This window comes from Pseudomonas sp. Ant30-3, assembly GCF_000690905.1.
GTDB lineage: Bacteria > Pseudomonadota > Gammaproteobacteria > Pseudomonadales > Pseudomonadaceae > Aquipseudomonas.
This window is the reverse complement of the sequence record NZ_JMCL01000173.1, coordinates 1-16,281: the sequence shown is the minus strand read 5'-3', so window position 1 is coordinate 16,281 and position 16,281 is coordinate 1. Positions and strand designations below refer to the sequence as shown.

The following is a 16,281-nucleotide window of genomic DNA, read 5'->3' as shown; positions in this document are numbered from 1 at the left end:
TGAAAGAAAAACCCCGCCGATGAGTGATCATCGGCGGGTTTTTTTGTGTCCTTGAGATCGCCTTCGCGAGCAGGCTCGCTCCCACAAGGTCAGCGTGCACCGAAGACCAAATGTGGGAGCGAGCCTGCTCGCGATGGGGCCGGCACTGACACCTTGTTACTTGCCAGGATACTCCCGATGCATCTGCTCCAGCAGCGCATCCTTGTCTTCCCACAACTGATTGATCCACCCCTGAAACTGCAGGCGATACTCGCCGTCCTGGTCGTAATTTTTACCGATAAACGCCGGCGGGATCTTCAGCTCCTGAAAATGCACCACCACGTCTTTCACATTCCCGCAGAGCAAATCCCAGTACCCCGGACGACCGCCCGGGTAATGAATCGTCACGTTGACGATCGACTCGAGTTGCTCACCCATGGCGTCCAGCACAAACGCAATGCCGCCAGCCTTGGCTTTCAGCAAAAACCTGAACGGTGATTGCTGCAGCGCATGCTTGCCTTCGGTGAAGCGCGTGCCCTCGACGAAGTTGAAAATTCCCACCGGGTTATTGCGAAACTTCGCGCAGGTCTTGCGCGTGGTTTCGAGGTCTTTGCCTTTCTTCTCCGGGTGCTTTTCCAGGTAAGCCTTGGAGTAACGCTTCATAAACGGAAAGCCCAGCGCCCACCACGCCAAACCGATCACCGGGACCCAGATCAGCTCTTGCTTGAGGAAGAATTTCAGCGGCTGGATGCGACGATTGAGCACGTACTGCAGCACCATGATGTCGACCCAGCTCTGGTGGTTGCTGGTGATCAGGTACGAGTGCCGATAGTCCAGACCCTCGAGCCCGCTGAGGTGCCAGCGGGTGCGGCAGACCAGGTTCATCCACGCTTTGTTATTGCTGATCCACGCTTCATGGATGTGGCTCATCAGCCACAGCGTGAAGCGTTGAGTGAGGGCGAAAGGCAACGCTTTGAAAATCGCCACGCAGAACAGAATCGAGCAAAGCAGAATAGTGTTCAGTGCCAACAACAGCGAGGCAATCACGCCGCGCACGGGAGCAGGAAGAAAAGCCAGCATTTAGAGATCCATAGGTCGGTTGGCAGCTTGAATCGCAGTCAGCGCGATGGTGTACACGATGTCATCGACTTGCGCACCGCGCGGCAGATCGTTCACCGGTTTACGCAGGCCTTGCAGCATCGGCCCGAGGCTGACGCAATCGGCGCTGCGTTGCACGGCTTTGTGCGTGGTGTTGCCGGTGTTGAGGTCGGGGAACACGAATACCGTGGCGCGACCGGCGACCTGGCTGTTCGGCGCCAACTGCCGCGCAACGCTTTCGTTGGCGGCGGCGTCGTATTGCAACGGGCCGTCGATCAGCAGTGAATTTTGCTGCTCGTGAGCGAGCAAAGTCGCCTCGCGGACCTTCTCGACTTCTTCGCCGCTGGCCGATTCGCCGCTTGAGTAGCTGATCATCGCCACGCGCGGAGTGATGCCGAAAGCAGCGGCCGAATCGGCGCTTTGCAGGGCGATCTCGGCGAGTTCGCTGGCGCTTGGGTGCGGGTTCATCACGCAATCGCCGTAGACCAGCACTTCTTCCGGAAACAACATGAAGAACACCGACGAAACCAGCGTGCAGCCCGGCGCTGTTTTGATCAGTTGCAGGGCAGGGCGAATGGTGTTGGCGGTGGAGTGAATGACCCCCGAGACGAGGCCGTCGACTTCATCCAGCGCGAGCATCATCGTACCGATGACCACGGTATCTTCCAGTTGCTGCTCGGCCATCGGTGCGTTGAGGCTTTTGGATTTGCGCAGTGCGACCATCGGTTCGACGTAGCGCTCACGAATCAGGTCCGGATCAAGAATCTCCAGCCCCGGCGGCAGCTCGATATCGTGCGCGCGGGCCACGGCTTCGACGTCTGCAGGCTTGGCCAGCAACACGCAGCGGGCAATGCCGCGTGCCTGACAGATCGCCGCTGCCTGCACTGTCAGCGGCTCGCTGCCTTCGGGCAAAACTATCCGCTTGTTGGCGGCCTGGGCGCGCTGAATCAATTGGTAGCGGAACACCGCGGGCGACAGGCGCATTTCCCGTGGCGTACCACAACGCTGGTGCAGCCAGTTGGCGTCGAGATGGCTGGCGACGAAGTCGGTGATGATCTCCGCACGCTCACGGTCGTCGATCGGGATTTCCTTGTTCAACCCGTTCAGCTGGTTGGCGGTGTCGTAGGAGCCGGTACTCACCGACAACACCGGCAGGCCCGCCTGCAACGCGCCACGGCACAGGTCCATGATGCGCGGATCGGGCAGGGTGTCGCTGGTCAGCAACAGGCCGGCCAGCGGCACGCCGTTCATGGCGGCGAGGCTGACGGCGAGGATGATGTCGTCGCGATCGCCGGGCGTCACCACCAGCACACCGGGCTTGAGCAGCTCGACGGTGTTGCGCATGGTGCGCGCGCAAATGATGATTTTGCTCATGCGGCGGGTTTCGTAATCGCCCGCATTGAGGATTTGCGCGCCCATCAGATCGGCAACGTCGCGGGTGCGCGGCGCGTTGAGTTCTGGCTGGATCGGGATGCAGCCGAGCAGCTTGAAATCGCCGCTGCGCAGCAAGGACGAATGCTCCTTCAGGCGCGCGGCAAACGCTTCCATGCTCTCTTCAGTCTTGACCTTGTTGAGAATCACGCCAAGGACCTTGGGGTCTTTGGGGCCGCCGAACAGCTGCGCCTGCAACTCGACGCGCCCGGAAAGCTCGGCCAGCACTTCGTTTTCCGGCGCGGAGACCAGGATCACCTCAGCATCCAGGCTCTTGGCCAGATGCAGATTGACCCGCGCGGCGTAACTGGCGCTGCGCGTCGGCACCATGCCTTCAACGATCAGCACGTCTTTGCCGATAGCGGCCTGCTGATACAGGGTGATGATTTCTTCGAGCAATTCGTCCAGCTGGCCATCGCCGAGCATACGTTCGACATGCGCCAGCCCCAGCGGCTGAGGCGGTTTCAGACCGTGAGTGCGGGCCACCAGTTCAGTGGAACGTTCAGGCCCGGTGTCGCCCGGATGCGGCTGTGCGATCGGTTTGAAAAAGCCGACCTTGAGGCCGGCCCGTTCGAGGGTGCGCACCAGCCCAAGGCTGATGGAGGTCAGACCCACACCGAAATCGGTGGGCGCGATAAAAAAAGTTTGCATGCGGATTCTCTAAAGGAGCATGGCAATGGTGACAACCTATGACTGGCCGTCTACCGCAATTCAGTCGCCAAGGTTAGCGCTAACCGAGCCTTGTGCGCACCAACCACAAGCAAAGGCTTGGCCTATTTTTTCAAGGCGTTGCGCCGGGTCCAGCACCTAGGCGCGTGATTGCCACGGCGGCTGATGGCGCAGGTGCTGCGTATGGCCGCAGGACAGCTCGGCAACCCAGTGCCCATCCTCGTCCTGATGAAAACCTGTGACCGTCGAGCCTGGCGCCGCGTTCCGTCTGTCCGGGTTGTGTTCGCTTTCGGACGATTGCTTCGCTAAACTTGGTCTTTCTATATTCTTCTGCAAAAGGTCTCGCCCCATGCTGATCGCCGCCAATAAGGCTGTCTCCATCGACTATACCCTGACCAACGACGCTGGTGAGGTCATCGACAGCTCCGCCGGCGGCGCGCCGCTGGTTTACCTGCAAGGCGCAGGCAACATCATCCCGGGCCTGGAAAAAGCCCTGGAAGGCAAAGCAGTCGGCGACGAGCTGACCGTCGCCGTTGAACCGGAAGATGCTTATGGCGAATACGCGGCCGAACTGGTCAGCACATTGAGCCGCAGTATGTTCGAAGGCGTTGACGAACTGGAAGTGGGCATGCAGTTCCACGCTTCCGCGCCGGACGGCCAGATGCAGATCGTGACCATCCGCGATCTGGACGGCGACGATGTCACCGTTGACGGCAACCACCCGTTGGCCGGTCAGCGCTTGAATTTCCAGGTCAAGATCATCGACATCCGTGAAGCCAGCCAGGAAGAAGTCGCGCATGGTCACGTGCATGGTGAAGGTGGCCATCAGCACTGATTTCTGCGCTAAGCTTTCGAGTACTGGAGAGGCGCCCGCGGGGCGCCTTTTTAGTCCGCGGCTGTCCCTGGTGGAATCACCAAGAGGCTGTTTCGAGAAGAACACGGGAATTTGGAGTTCGTCATGAGTGCTTTTCACGACCTTAAACTGAAGGCCCTGGATGGACGGGAGCTGCCTCTTGCGCCTTTCAAGGGGCTCGTCGTGCTGGTGGTCAACGTTGCTTCCAAATGTGGCCTGACCCCACAGTACGCGGCGCTGGAAAAACTTTACCAGCAATACAAGGATCAGGGTTTCAGCGTGCTGGGTTTGCCGTGCAACCAGTTTGCCGGACAGGAACCGGGCACCGAGCAGGAAATCCAGGAGTTCTGCAGTCTTAACTATGGCGTGACTTTTCCGTTGTCCAGCAAGCTGGAAGTCAACGGTCACGACCGTCATCAGTTGTACCGCCTGTTGGCGGGCGAGGGCGCGGAGTTTCCGGGTGACATCACCTGGAACTTCGAAAAATTCCTGCTGGGCAAGGATGGTCGCGTGCTCGCGCGATTCTCGCCGCGCACGCCTCCGGATGATCCAAGCGTCATTCAGGCGATTGAAAGAGCGCTGAGCTGATTCCCCACTGTAGGAGCCGGCTTGCTGGCGATCCGGGCAGCGCGGTTTACCTGACCAACCGGGTTGTTCCAATCGCCAGCAAGCCGGCTCCTACAGACTTCTGATCCTTAATCACCGCAATCAATAGTGCTATTCAATGCGGTCGCCTCCCCATATTATCGCCGTCATAAAGTCATTCTTCGTGGAGCGTCCCCATGCCCGTAAAAGCCCTGTTCAAACCGTTCCATCTCGGTAGTCTCGAATTGCCGAGCCGCGTGGTCATGGCGCCGATGACCCGTTCGTTTTCGCCGGGTGGCGTACCCAATTCCAAAGTGATCGAGTACTACCGCCGCCGTGCTGCAGCGGGTGTCGGTTTGATCATCACCGAGGGCACCACGGTTGATCACAAGGCTTCCAACGGTTATCCGAACGTGCCGCACTTCTACGGTGAAGCCGCGCTGGCAGGCTGGAAAAAAGTTGTCGACGCCGTGCACGCCGTGGGTGGCAAGATTGTTCCGCAACTGTGGCACGTCGGCAGTGTGCGTCGTATCGGCACCGAGCCGGATGCCAGCGTGCCAGGTTACGGTCCGTCGGAAAAACTCAAGGACGGTCAGGTCGTCGTTCACGGCATGAGCAAGCAGGATATTCAAGACGTGATTGCCGCGTTTGCTCAAGCGGCCAAGGATGCGCAGAGCATCGGCATGGACGGCATTGAAATCCATGGCGCCCACGGTTATCTGGTCGACCAGTTTTTCTGGGAAGGCAGCAACCAGCGCACTGACGAATATGGCGGCAGCCTGGCCAACCGTTCGCGCTTCGCTATCGAATTGATTCAAGCGGTGCGTGCGGCGGTCGGTGAAGATTTCCCGATCATCTTCCGTTTCTCGCAGTGGAAACAGCAGGACTACACTGCGCGGCTGGTGCAGACCGCGGAAGCGCTGGGGGAATTCCTGAAGCCGTTGTCCGACGCCGGGGTGGACATTTTCCACTGCTCGACGCGACGGTTCTGGGAGCCGGAGTTCGACGGTTCCGAGCTGAACCTCGCAGGCTGGACACGCAAGCTGACTGGCAAACCGACCATTACCGTGGGCAGTGTCGGCCTGGACGGGGAGTTCCTGCAGTTCATGGTCAACACCGACAAAATCGCGCAGCCGGCCAGCCTGGAAAAACTGCTCGAGCGTTTGAATAATGACGAGTTCGATCTGGTGGCGGTAGGGCGCGCGCTGCTGGTCGATCCGGATTGGGCGCAGAAAGTGCGCGACGGTCGCGAGGAAGAGATTCTACCGTTCAGCCGTGAGGCGTTGATGACGCTGGTTTAAGTACCACTTGCACTGACGCTATCGCGAGCAGGCTCGCTCCCACATTGACCTCGTACTGCCCGGAGTATGCGGTCACCTGTGGGAGCGAGCCTGCTCGCGATGGCGGCGTCAAGGTCAGCGAGAAATCAAGGTCCGGTAGGTGCATTCGGCACCACCTGCTCCCCCACACAAGCCCCCCGCAACTGCCCCTCGAACTGCTCGATAATCGTCGCCCAGCCCTGACGGCTCGCGTGCTGTCGCGCATTCAGGCGTACGCATCGCAGTGATTCGCGCTCCTCGAGCAACCACACTGCCGCCTCGCAAAACGCCTCCTCATCCCCCGGCATCGCCAGCACGCCATTGTAGCCATGCCGTATGTGTTGGCCCGCAGCCGCCTGATCGTAAGCGACCACGCCCAACCCCGAGGCCAGCGCCTCGAGCACCACATTGCCAAAGGTTTCGGTCAGACTTGGGAAAACAAATACATCCCCCGAGGCATAGTGGCTGGCCAACGCTTCGCCGCGTTGAGCGCCGCAGAAGATCGCGTACGGTAATTGCTGCTGCAAAGCTGCCCGCTGAGGCCCGTCACCGACGACGATCAGCTTCAGTTTGCGTTGTGGATAAGTGCTTTGCAGCCGCTCGAAGCAGCGCTTGAGTACACCAAGGTTTTTTTCCGGAGCCAGGCGTCCTACGTGGATAACGGCGATGTCATCCTCCCCCATACCCCATTGCTCGCGCAGCGACTGCAGGCGTTTGACCGGATTAAACAGCTGGCTGTCGACCCCTCGGGACAACAACGCCAGCCGCTCGAATTGCCGTCGTTCCAGTTCCAGCCTCTGGCTGACGCTAGGCACCAGAGTCAAGGTCGAGCGATTGTGAAACCAGCGCAAATAATGTGTCAGCAAACGCGAGAGCATCCCCAACCCATATTGGCTGGTGTACTGCTGAAAATTGGTATGAAAGCCACTGACCACGGAAATCCCCAGGCGCCGTGCGGCGCGCAATGCAGATAATCCCAACGGGCCTTCGGTGGCGATGTACAACACGTCCGGTCGATGACGCTGCCACCGCCGCAACAATTTGTGCATCGACGACTGGCCCCATTGCAGGCCCGGATAGCCCGGCAGCGGCCAGCCCCGGCACAGCAGCAGATCATCGCTGCTGCCTGTCGGCGAGTCGCAACCCTGTCGAGGTCGCACCAGCTCCACTTGATGCCCGCGCGCGCGTAGACCGTCGCACAAGCGACCAAGGGTGTTGGCCACGCCGTTGATTTCGGGAGGGAAGGTTTCGGTGATCAGGGTGATATGCAGAGCTGTAGTCATGACCTCAGTGTCGGCTGAGGCCATTGCGTCGTTGTGACGGTTAGATGATGGATTTGTGACGCGTAGACCGGCTGATGAGTCCATCCCTCGGAGAAGTCGGACTCAGAATATCAACCAGGCTTACGAATAAAGGGGATCAAAAGTTAGGTGGCTACTCGTCAGAACTGTCAAATATTACAGGTGTTGATTCTTACTAATATTGATAGTTTGACTTTTCAGCTAACTCTTGTCGACGTAAGAGGATTGACTGTATGACCAAGATTGTATCTGGCATTTCAGAGGCATTCGAAACAACCAAACCGCCTCCTCCACTGATCACGTCACCTACACCAGCTTATCCAATCAATATAGAAGGGGGGATGAGGATTTCAGGGACCTGCGACCCCGGGATTGGTACCGAGATAACCATTACTCACGATGGCGGCAGTGAATTTTTACGGGGAAATAAAGGTCGCTGGTCGTCCACTCTTGGGTTTTCCAAGCCTCAAACATTCAGTTTTTCCGTGACGCAGACTGTAAACGGCGTGATGTCTGATCCTAGTCCTGAATGCAAAGTGAATGTCATTAAAGCCGTCAATGCTCCGACAATCTCATATCCTCAGCCTGACACCGCTCACCCTCCTGGTCCTATGAGCATTCGCGGAACACATTCTATAACCGCAGAAACTGTCTTATTACTCGCGGCTGACGACTCCATATTAGAAACAATTGCAGTGGGAGCTACGAGCACTGAGTGGTATGGCACTCACACTTTTGATGTGAGCATCTATCATACGCTCAAAGCGGTGCAGATTTTTCGATCCGGTAAGCACTCTGATCCTAGCCCTCAGTTAGGCTTTATAGTATGGGAAAAACCAGTAAATATCTGATGAGGGTTTGATTAATTATTCTATTCAATCCTTTAAACTTTATAGAACCCGTGAGGACTGCACTCCAAGTGAGAGGAAGACGGCCCACAGCTGTCTCCTGGGCCGTTTTTTAAATTTGTTACAACGACAGGTGAAATCGCAATTACCGGAGCTCTTTTCGCAATTCACCAGTTAGCGTGTTAATTGTTGGTTATTGATGAATTGGCATTGGTCGTTACCTCCGCCCCGCGCTCGCGAACCCAGAACAGCGTCGCACCCGCCACCGCCGCCGGCATCATCAGAATATTGACCACCGGGATCAGCAGTACCAGATAAACGCTGCCACCGAAACTCATGCTCTGCCAACGCTTCTCGCGCAGCCAGGCGAGCATCTCGTTCCAGCCCAGTTTGTGGTTATCCGCCGGGTAGTCGATGTACTGGATCGCCATCATCCACACGCCGAACAGTAACCACAGCGGCGCGGCAATGATGTTGAGCACCGGTATGAACGAGAGAATGAACAGGCCAATGGCGCGGGGCAGGAAATAGCCGAGTTTGCGCATTTCCCGCGACAGGGTACGCGGAATCATCGCGATCAGTTCGCCCCAGCTGAAGGCGGGGAAGTCGTCGGTGCCGCGCACCACCACTTCAACTTTCTCGGCAAGGAAGCCGTTGAACGGCGCGGCGATGATATTGGCGAGCATGGTGAAAGTAAAAAACACCATCAGCGCCACTAGTACCACGAAAATCGGCCAGATGACGTAGCTGAGAAAACTCAGCCACTCCGGCAGCGATGGCATCAGCGTATCGACCCACAGGCTGAACTGATGGCCAGCCAGGTAAATCAATCCGACGAACAGCACCAGGTTGATGGCCAGTGGCAGCAAGACGAATAAACGCAGGCTGGGACTCAAGACCAGCTTGAGTCCTTCGCGCAGGTATTGTGGGCCGGACAGTACGGGTGCAGGCATATCATGCTCCGAGCAAGGGGAAACGCGCCGACCTTACCGGCTTTGCCCCATCGGCGAAAGCACGGCGACAGCATCGACATCAACGGTAACAAAGGCGCCTATATATTCGTGGTTACCGAATAGAGACCGCCTATGAGCTGGATTGTTATTCGGTATTTCCTTAATCTTCGCCCCCTCGATACGCTGCACCCAATCTTTTACAGGACTGTCGAGTCAAGCCTTCCCCAAGCGCTTTCAACGGTCCTTTTTTATTTCCGCCGGCCAACCCGGCGTTCCGCGCCAGGTGTTCGGGCCGGTCAACAGGAGCAGGTCATGTCTGAAGTCCGTCATTCGCGAGTGATTATTCTCGGTTCCGGCCCTGCCGGTTACAGCGCCGCGGTCTATGCGGCCCGTGCCAATCTCAAGCCACTGCTGATCACCGGCATGCAGGCCGGCGGTCAACTGACCACCACCACCGAAGTCGACAACTGGCCGGGCGATGTCCACGGTCTGACCGGCCCGGCATTGATGGAACGCATGAAAGAGCACGCTGAGCGTTTCGAAACCGAGATCGTCTTTGATCACATCAACGCAGTGGACTTCGCTTCCAAGCCTTACAGCCTGACCGGCGACAGCGCAACTTACACCTGCGACGCGCTGATCATCGCCACGGGCGCCAGCGCTCGCTACCTGGGCCTGCCATCGGAAGAAGCGTTCATGGGCAAAGGCGTGTCAGCCTGCGCCACCTGCGACGGTTTCTTCTATCGCAACAAGCCGGTTGCCGTGGTTGGTGGCGGTAACACCGCTGTCGAAGAGGCGCTGTACCTGGCCAACATCGCCAGCACCGTGACCCTGATTCACCGCCGCGAGACCTTCCGCGCCGAGAAGATTCTGATCGATAAGCTGCACGCACGGGTCGCTGAAGGCAAGATCATCCTCAAGCTGAATGCGACGCTGGACGAAGTATTGGGCGACAACATGGGCGTCACCGGTGCCCGTCTGAAGAACAACGACGGCAGTTTCGACGAGCTGAAAGTCGACGGCGTGTTCATCGCCATCGGCCATACCCCGAACACCTCGCTGTTCGAAGGTCAGCTGACGTTGAAAGACGGCTACCTGGTGGTGCATGGCGGCCGTGAAGGCAACGCCACTGCCACCAACATTGAAGGTATCTTCGCCGCCGGTGACGTGGCGGACCACGTTTACCGCCAGGCGATCACCTCGGCCGGCGCCGGCTGCATGGCCGCACTGGACGCCGAGCGTTATCTGGACGGCCTGCAGAACGCTTCGTTCTGATTGTGCAGAAATTAGAAAACCGGCTTCGGCCGGTTTTTTTTGTGTTTACAGAAAGTGCGGTCAACACACAACCTTGTGGGAGCTAGCCTGCTGGCGATGGTGTGTCAGCTACATTGATGTGACTGACACACCATCGCCAGCAGGCTAGCTCCCACAAGGGTTATCAGGGTTTGCGGAAATTGTGCTCAGCCGCGGAAGCGTTCCTGCACGAAATCCATCACTTTCAACGACTGATAAATCGCATTCGCCGCCACGCGCCCAAACGGTCCGCCGTTCCAGTCGAGCAGGTACGGTTTGAACAGCTCATACCGTCGATTTTCCCCGCACACCGCTTCAGCGATCACCCGACCGCAGATAGAGCCGGTGTTCAGCCCGTGGCCGCCAAATGAAGTGCACGCCCAGACGCCGGGCTCGAGCAATCCCAGGTTCGGCATCTTGTTGGTGGAATAACCCATCAAACCGGACCATGCCAACTCGATCCTGACCGGCGCCAGTTGTGGATACACCGCGACCATGTCGGCTTTGAGCATCGCTGCCAGGGCTTTTTCATTTTGCTCGTTGCGGGTGGTGATGCGTCCGCCCCAGAGCAGGCGGTCGCCCTCGACCACGCGGTAATAATCCGAAGCGCGTCGGTCATCGGAGAACGCCGCGGCGGAGTCGAGCACGTTCTTGATCGAATCGCCCAAGTGTTCGGTCAGCACCACGTAGGTGGCAATGGGCAAATAGGCGCGGCTGAGTTTTTGCAGCTCCAGTCCGCCGTAACCACCGGCGCAGAACACCAGGTCCTGACAGTGCACGCTGCCCTGCGCGGTCTCGACCACTTTATCGCTACCCTCATGACGCCAGGCGAGCATTTTCGAGTGTTCGAAAATTTCGCCGCCCGCCGCCTCGATGGCCATCGCCAGGCCCAGGCAATAATTCAGCGGGTGGAAATGCAGCGCATTGGGGTCTTCGACGCCCTGGAAATAGCGCACGGTGTGCGCCCGCTCCCGAACCTGAGCGGTGTCGAGAAAATTCACTTCATAGCCGAAGTCACGACGCATCGTTTCAATGTGGCTCTTCACCCCGGCAGCGTCATCGTAGCGCTTGACCCGAATGGTCCCGGCCGATGGTGCGCAACCGCTGAGCGCCAGTTCGCTGATGTTGTGGCGCACGATGTCTACACCTTCGACCGACATCCGGAACAACGTCCGTGCCTGTTCAAGGCCAAGCTTTTTGCGGATAGCCCCCGAGCCTTCGGCCCAGCCCGGCGAGACCACGCCGCCATTGCGGCCAGACGCGCCCCAGGCGACCTGATGCGCTTCGAGGATGACCACGCGTTTACCGCGTCGGGTCAGTTCGAGGGCCGCGGTGAGCCCTGCGATGCCGGCACCGATGATGCAGATGTCGCAGGTTTCAACGGTGTTCAATTCGGACCTGGCTGCGCGCGGCAGCGAGGTTTGGGCGTACCAGGTGTTGGGGAAGGACATGGTCGATCCTTGAGGATAAGCCTCACACCCAACCCTGTGGGAGCGAGCCTGCTCGCGATGGACGTCAACGATGACGCGATATCTGGATCTACGCGTGGGCCTTGAGTCTTTCGCGAGCAGGCTCGCTCCTACAAAGATTGGGGCAGGTGGTTATTTGATCGTCGAGTAGTCGACGCCGTACCACTTGTCCGACAGCCTGGTCAGCGTGCCGTCCTTGTGCATCGCGGCGATGATTTCCGCCAGCTTGGCTTTCAGCTCCGGGTCACCCTTGTCGGTGGCCACGGCCAGCGGTTCGTAGAACGCCACGTTGTCATCGACGGCCCGCAACGGGTAACCCTTTTTGACGGCTGCATCGAGCGTGCTGCGTTGCGTGAGAATGGCGTCCAAGCGTGCGCCATCGCCCAGACGCAGATCGTCCAGCGGGCCGACGGAACCAGCGTAGGTTTTCATTTTTTCGGTTTTGACGTCATAAACCACAGGCGGCACGTCGGTGGTTTCAATGGCCAGCGCCTGGCTGAAATAGTCCTCGGAGGTGGTGCCGCCTTCGACGCCGATAGTCTTGCCATTCAGCGCCTTGTGATCGGTAACCTTGGATTTGTCATGCACGGCAAACACGTACGGCACGTAGTAATAAGTCCCGGGAAAATCGAGAATTCGTGCGCGACTTTTGGTTGCAGTCATTGAACCCACGGACACGTCCCAACGGCCGTTCCACTTGCCGGCGGTAATCACGTCCCAGTCTGGCGTGATGAATTTGGCCTCGACGCCAAGACGCTTGGCGATTTCTTTCGAGACGTCGATGTCAAAACCGTCGATTTCATTCTTGTCATTGATGAACCCTTGCGGCGGCCAGGTGGCCGACGTCGCGACGGTCAGCGTCTTGCTGCTCTGGATCTTGTCCAGCACCGCACCGGCATTGGCGGCGCCGACGAACAACAGTGACATGGCGGCTGCGAGGGTGATTGCGCGTTTTTTGCTGAGCATGTCCATCTCCACTTTTCGTTATTGTTTTGCGGCGGTAAAACGACTCTCAGTGACCGATAATCTGCGACAGGAATTTCTGTGCGCGTTCGGTCTGCGGATTGTTGAAAAATTCTGCAGGTGTCGCCTGTTCGATCACCTGGCCCTGATCCATGAACAACACGCGGTCGGCAACCTTGCTGGCAAAACCCATTTCGTGGGTCACGCAAATCATGGTCATGCCATCGGTGGCCAGTTCACCCATCACGTCCAGTACCTCGTGGACCATTTCCGGGTCGAGCGCGGACGTCGGTTCGTCGAACAGCATTACCTTGGGATTCATGCATAGCGCCCGTGCAATCGCCACGCGTTGTTGCTGGCCGCCGGACAATTGCGACGGATACTTGTGCGCGTGTTCGGCAATGCGCACGCGCTCCAGGTACACCTGCGCACGTTTTTTCGCCTCTGTGGATGACACGCCTTGTACCAGTTGCGGCGCCAGCGTCAGGTTGTCCATCACGCTCAGGTGCGGGAACAGATTGAAGCTCTGGAACACCATGCCGATTTCACTGCGCACGGCGCTGACACTTTCCGCTTCGCTGGTGAGGGTGATGCCATTGACCTTGATGTGGCCTTTCTGGAAATTCTCGAGGTGGTTGATGCAGCGAATCATCGTCGACTTGCCCGAGCCCGACGGCCCGCACACCACCAGAATTTCACCGCTGGCGACGGTCAGGTCGACGTCGCGCAGGGCGTGAAAATTGCCATACCATTTGTTCAGGCCGGCGATGGAAATCATTGCAGGAGCGGTGGGCGCAACTGGCGTCGGCTGGAGTCTTTCGGCGGTACTGGATGGAGTCATCACGATCAGCTCCTCACGGTGGAACGGTTGACCCGTTTTTCGATGCGCGCCTGCACCCGTTCGAGGATGAACGACAGCGCCCAGTAGATCATCGCGGCGGTGATCAGCATTTCCAGGTGACGGAAGTCCGCACGGCCCTGGGTCTTGGCCAGGTACATCAGTTCCCAGACGCCGATCACCGAGACCAGCGAACTGTCCTTGAGCATGGCGATGAACTGGTTGCCGGTGGGCGGGATGATCACGCGCAAGGCCTGCGGCATGATCACTTTGCTCAGTGTCTTGAACGGACTGATGTTCAACGCCCGCGACGCTTCCCACTGCCCGACAGGAATGCTCTGAATACCGGCGCGGAAGATTTCCGTCATGTAGGCGCCGTAGCACAGCGACAGCGCGAGGATGCCGGCCGGCACTGCGTCAACTACATAACCCAATTGCGGCAGCCCCAGATAAATCAGGTAGATCTGAATCAGCAACGGCACGCCGCGAAAGAACGAGGTGTAAAACGACGCGAGCGCGTTGGCCAGGCCGTTGTTCGACAGCTTGGCCACGGCGCCAATCAGCGCCAACACGAAGGCAATCACGATGGCGATCGCGGAGATGTACAACGTGGTGGCGGCGCCCTGAATGATCAGGAAGCCAACCTTGTCGAGGATGAAGCTGTAGGAGAGGTCGAAGGTGTCGAAGAATGCGAGGAACAGGATCAGCAATTCGATCCACACCACCGTGGTCTGCACTTTGAACTTCAGGCGTCCGAGAACGTGGAAGTTAAGCGTACCGAGGACTGCAATGCCCAGGCCGATGGTGATGTTGCGTGAGGTCAGGCTGTCCGGGGTATCGCCCAGCAGCGGATGCAGGAAGTGACTGAGGCCGCTGTTGCCGAGGTTCATCAGGTAGGAGCCGAGGAACAGCACCACGGCCACGCCGAGCAGAAATTGAGGATCGTTGGACTTTTTCTTATAAATTATATTGTCGTGATACATGGATGCCTCGGCTGGTCGGTACTGATGATCTCGCTGAAGGAATGGGTACTTCGGTGAATCGCCTTGCGTAGGAGCCGGCTTGCTGGCGATGGCGTCTTTCAATCCGCCATCGTCAGCAAGCCGGCTCCGGCGGTTCGAATCAGGGTCTTCGGCCAGTATTGCGACGCAAATTCAGGGACTACAAGCGAACATATTTCGCTACGTCAGTCCCTGAATGCAGTTTGCGATCAGGAAAGTTGCGCCAGGCACGCCTCTAGAATGTCCAGACCTTCCTCAAGCACGGCCGCTTCGGTGGTCAGTGGCGCCAGCAGTCGAACGATGTGGCGCGACTTGCCACTGGGCATCAGCAACAGGCCAGCGTCGCGGGCCAACGCCAGTAATTGCGTCAGTTGTGCCGGGGCTGGCGTGCCATCGGCGTGGGCCAGTTCGATACCGCGCATCGCACCGACGCCGGTCAGACGCCCCAGGTAAGGTGACAGGTTGCTCGCGCGCCAGGCTTGATAACGGCTGACGATCGCTTCTTCCTGCTGCGAGCCCCAGGCCTGCAGGTTGGCGTCGCTCATTTCATCCAGGGTGGCCAGCGCTGCAGCGCAGGCGATGGGGTTGCCCGAGTAAGTGCCGCCGAGTCCGCCCTTGGGCAAAATATCCAGCAGCGCCTTGCGTCCGACGACCGCACCCAGCGGCACGCCGCCGGCGATGCTTTTGCCCAGGAGGATCAGGTCTGGCTCGATGCCCAGCCGCGAAAACGCGAAGCGTTGCCCGGTGCGGCCGAAGCCGGACTGGATTTCATCGGCGATCAGCACGATGCCTTTCTCGTCGCAGAAGCGCCGCAGCGCTTGAGCAAACTCGACGTCCAGCGCCAGGAAACCCGCTTCACCCTGCACCGGTTCGATGATGAAACAGGCTACGTCGTCGACATCGATTTCGACGCTGAACAATCGGTCCATCGCCTTCAGCGCTTCGGCGCAGGTCACGCCGTTGTCCTTGCTCGGGAAGGGCAGGTGATACACCGGCCCCGGCAATACGCCGACTTTTTGTTTGTACGGGGCGACTTTGCCATTGAGGTTGAGCGTGGCAAGGGTGCGGCCGTGGAACGCGCCATCGAAGGCGATGACCGCCGTGCGACCGGTCGCGCCACGGACGATCTTCAAGGCGTTTTCCGCCGCTTCCGCGCCGCAGTTGGTGAGCATGCCGCTGACGGGATAATCGACGGGAATAAACGCGGCGAGCCGATCCATGAAGTCGAGGTACGGCACATGCGGGGCAGCGTTGAAAGCGTAATGGGTCAGCCGGGTGGCTTGATCACGAATGGCCTCGACGATGCGCGGATGACAGTGGCCAAGGTTCAATACGCCGATGCCACCGACGAAGTCGATGTAGCGTTTGCCATCGGTGTCCCAGACTTCGGCATTTTTGCCGTGGCTGAGGGTGACGGGATGAACGATGTTGATCGACCGGCTGATGGTTTCGCTGCTCATGGATGACCGACTCAGAAGATGGGAGGCTTCTTTTATCTAAGCCGTGAGCGGTGCTGGCGGGCAAACGAAATAAAGTGGGTGGGTCAATCTTAAAAGTCGGGATGTGATTTTTTGGACAGCGATGGTGACGCAAACCTGTGGCGAGGGAGCTTGCTCCCGCTGGGCCGCGCAGCGACCCTTTTTTTGGGGCCGCTACGCGGCCCAGCGGGAGCAAGCTCCCT

14 protein-coding genes and 1 pseudogene are annotated in these 16,281 nt (G+C 58.6%); 5 read left to right on the top strand and 10 right to left on the bottom strand.

Annotated elements, in window-relative coordinates:
• Window positions 1–156: 156 nt before the first annotated feature.
• From DU29_RS0128055 to DU29_RS1000000131980, 3 genes and pseudogenes are all read right to left on the bottom strand, one after another.
• Complete coding sequence (locus DU29_RS0128055; RefSeq protein WP_028624678.1) at window positions 157–1,059, bottom strand: acyltransferase; 903 nt, start codon at window positions 1,057–1,059, stop codon at window positions 157–159.
• Window positions 1,060–3,159 (bottom strand): phosphate acetyltransferase, encoded by a 2,100-nt coding sequence (pta, locus tag DU29_RS0128050; RefSeq protein WP_028624677.1) that lies wholly within the window; start codon window positions 3,157–3,159, stop codon window positions 1,060–1,062. It lies immediately after the preceding gene.
• Window positions 3,160–3,219: 60 nt separating this feature from the next.
• A pseudogene (locus tag DU29_RS1000000131980) lies at window positions 3,220–3,558 on the bottom strand (DUF3565 domain-containing protein).
• On the opposite strand from DU29_RS1000000131980, the gene DU29_RS0128045 reads away from it, so the two are divergent.
• From DU29_RS0128045 to DU29_RS0128035, 3 genes are all read left to right on the top strand, one after another.
• On the top strand, window positions 3,527–4,012 hold the full coding sequence (locus DU29_RS0128045; RefSeq protein WP_028624676.1) for an FKBP-type peptidyl-prolyl cis-trans isomerase: 486 nt from the start codon (window positions 3,527–3,529) through the stop codon (window positions 4,010–4,012). The pseudogene DU29_RS1000000131980 and the gene DU29_RS0128045 sit on opposite strands and share 32 nt — an antisense overlap.
• A gap of 123 nt (window positions 4,013–4,135) precedes the next feature.
• Entirely contained in the window at window positions 4,136–4,618 is a 483-nt protein-coding gene (locus tag DU29_RS0128040) for a glutathione peroxidase (protein ID WP_028624675.1), read from the top strand.
• A gap of 194 nt (window positions 4,619–4,812) precedes the next feature.
• Complete coding sequence (locus DU29_RS0128035) at window positions 4,813–5,916, top strand: NADH:flavin oxidoreductase (protein ID WP_028624674.1); 1,104 nt, start codon at window positions 4,813–4,815, stop codon at window positions 5,914–5,916.
• A gap of 125 nt (window positions 5,917–6,041) precedes the next feature.
• Here the strand turns inward: DU29_RS0128035 and DU29_RS0128030 are convergent, their stop codons facing one another.
• A complete protein-coding gene (locus DU29_RS0128030) occupies window positions 6,042–7,241 on the bottom strand; it encodes a glycosyltransferase family 4 protein (RefSeq protein ID WP_028624673.1) in 1,200 nt (399 codons plus the stop codon).
• A gap of 227 nt (window positions 7,242–7,468) precedes the next feature.
• Between DU29_RS0128030 and DU29_RS1000000132725 the strand changes: the two genes are divergently transcribed.
• On the top strand, window positions 7,469–8,086 hold the full coding sequence (locus DU29_RS1000000132725; protein ID WP_152635603.1) for a hypothetical protein: 618 nt from the start codon (window positions 7,469–7,471) through the stop codon (window positions 8,084–8,086).
• A 179-nt stretch (window positions 8,087–8,265) separates the two neighbouring features.
• Here the strand turns inward: DU29_RS1000000132725 and cysZ are convergent, their stop codons facing one another.
• A complete protein-coding gene (cysZ, locus tag DU29_RS0128025) occupies window positions 8,266–9,036 on the bottom strand; it encodes a sulfate transporter CysZ (RefSeq protein ID WP_028624672.1) in 771 nt (256 codons plus the stop codon).
• A gap of 312 nt (window positions 9,037–9,348) precedes the next feature.
• Between cysZ and trxB the strand changes: the two genes are divergently transcribed.
• Window positions 9,349–10,311, top strand: coding sequence for a thioredoxin-disulfide reductase (trxB, locus tag DU29_RS0128020; protein WP_028624671.1), 963 nt, complete (start codon window positions 9,349–9,351; stop codon window positions 10,309–10,311).
• 185 nt (window positions 10,312–10,496) lie between these two features.
• Here the strand turns inward: trxB and DU29_RS0128015 are convergent, their stop codons facing one another.
• The 5 genes from DU29_RS0128015 to DU29_RS0127995 all read right to left on the bottom strand — a co-directional run bounded on the left by DU29_RS0128015 (window position 10,497) and on the right by DU29_RS0127995 (window position 16,060).
• The gene (locus DU29_RS0128015) at window positions 10,497–11,780 is read right to left on the bottom strand and encodes an NAD(P)/FAD-dependent oxidoreductase (protein WP_028624670.1); all 1,284 of its coding nucleotides are present in this window, start codon (window positions 11,778–11,780) and stop codon (window positions 10,497–10,499) included.
• 150 nt (window positions 11,781–11,930) lie between these two features.
• Window positions 11,931–12,764 carry a transporter substrate-binding domain-containing protein gene (locus DU29_RS0128010; RefSeq protein ID WP_028624669.1) on the bottom strand — a complete coding sequence of 278 codons (834 nt, stop codon included), beginning with the start codon at window positions 12,762–12,764 and terminating at the stop codon, window positions 11,931–11,933.
• Window positions 12,765–12,810: 46 nt separating this feature from the next.
• On the bottom strand, window positions 12,811–13,602 hold the full coding sequence (locus DU29_RS0128005) for an amino acid ABC transporter ATP-binding protein (protein ID WP_028624668.1): 792 nt from the start codon (window positions 13,600–13,602) through the stop codon (window positions 12,811–12,813).
• Between the two features lie 5 nt (window positions 13,603–13,607).
• A complete protein-coding gene (locus tag DU29_RS0128000) occupies window positions 13,608–14,582 on the bottom strand; it encodes an amino acid ABC transporter permease (protein ID WP_028624667.1) in 975 nt (324 codons plus the stop codon).
• Window positions 14,583–14,809: 227 nt separating this feature from the next.
• On the bottom strand, window positions 14,810–16,060 hold the full coding sequence (locus tag DU29_RS0127995; RefSeq protein ID WP_028624666.1) for a 2-aminoadipate transaminase: 1,251 nt from the start codon (window positions 16,058–16,060) through the stop codon (window positions 14,810–14,812).
• Between the last annotated feature and the right edge of the window lie 221 nt (window positions 16,061–16,281).

Excerpts from the sequence above, each read along its gene's own strand:
- DU29_RS0128010 (WP_028624669.1), bottom strand. The coding sequence starts at position 12,764 with ATGCTCAGCAAAAAACGCGCAATCACCCTCGCAGCCGCCATGTCACTG.
- DU29_RS0127995 (WP_028624666.1), bottom strand. The coding sequence starts at position 16,060 with ATGAGCAGCGAAACCATCAGCCGGTCGATCAACATCGTTCATCCCGTC.
- trxB (WP_028624671.1), top strand. The coding sequence starts at position 9,349 with ATGTCTGAAGTCCGTCATTCGCGAGTGATTATTCTCGGTTCCGGCCCT.
- DU29_RS0128035 (WP_028624674.1), top strand. The coding sequence starts at position 4,813 with ATGCCCGTAAAAGCCCTGTTCAAACCGTTCCATCTCGGTAGTCTCGAA.
- DU29_RS0128015 (WP_028624670.1), bottom strand. The coding sequence starts at position 11,780 with ATGTCCTTCCCCAACACCTGGTACGCCCAAACCTCGCTGCCGCGCGCA.
- DU29_RS0128005 (WP_028624668.1), bottom strand. The coding sequence starts at position 13,602 with ATGACTCCATCCAGTACCGCCGAAAGACTCCAGCCGACGCCAGTTGCG.
- DU29_RS0128030 (WP_028624673.1), bottom strand. The coding sequence starts at position 7,241 with ATGGCCTCAGCCGACACTGAGGTCATGACTACAGCTCTGCATATCACC.
- DU29_RS0128000 (WP_028624667.1), bottom strand. The coding sequence starts at position 14,582 with ATGTATCACGACAATATAATTTATAAGAAAAAGTCCAACGATCCTCAA.
- DU29_RS0128045 (WP_028624676.1), top strand. The coding sequence starts at position 3,527 with ATGCTGATCGCCGCCAATAAGGCTGTCTCCATCGACTATACCCTGACC.
- DU29_RS1000000132725 (WP_152635603.1), top strand. The coding sequence starts at position 7,469 with ATGACCAAGATTGTATCTGGCATTTCAGAGGCATTCGAAACAACCAAA.
- cysZ (WP_028624672.1), bottom strand. The coding sequence starts at position 9,036 with ATGCCTGCACCCGTACTGTCCGGCCCACAATACCTGCGCGAAGGACTC.
- DU29_RS0128055 (WP_028624678.1), bottom strand. The coding sequence starts at position 1,059 with ATGCTGGCTTTTCTTCCTGCTCCCGTGCGCGGCGTGATTGCCTCGCTG.
- pta (WP_028624677.1), bottom strand. The coding sequence starts at position 3,159 with ATGCAAACTTTTTTTATCGCGCCCACCGATTTCGGTGTGGGTCTGACC.
- DU29_RS0128040 (WP_028624675.1), top strand. The coding sequence starts at position 4,136 with ATGAGTGCTTTTCACGACCTTAAACTGAAGGCCCTGGATGGACGGGAG.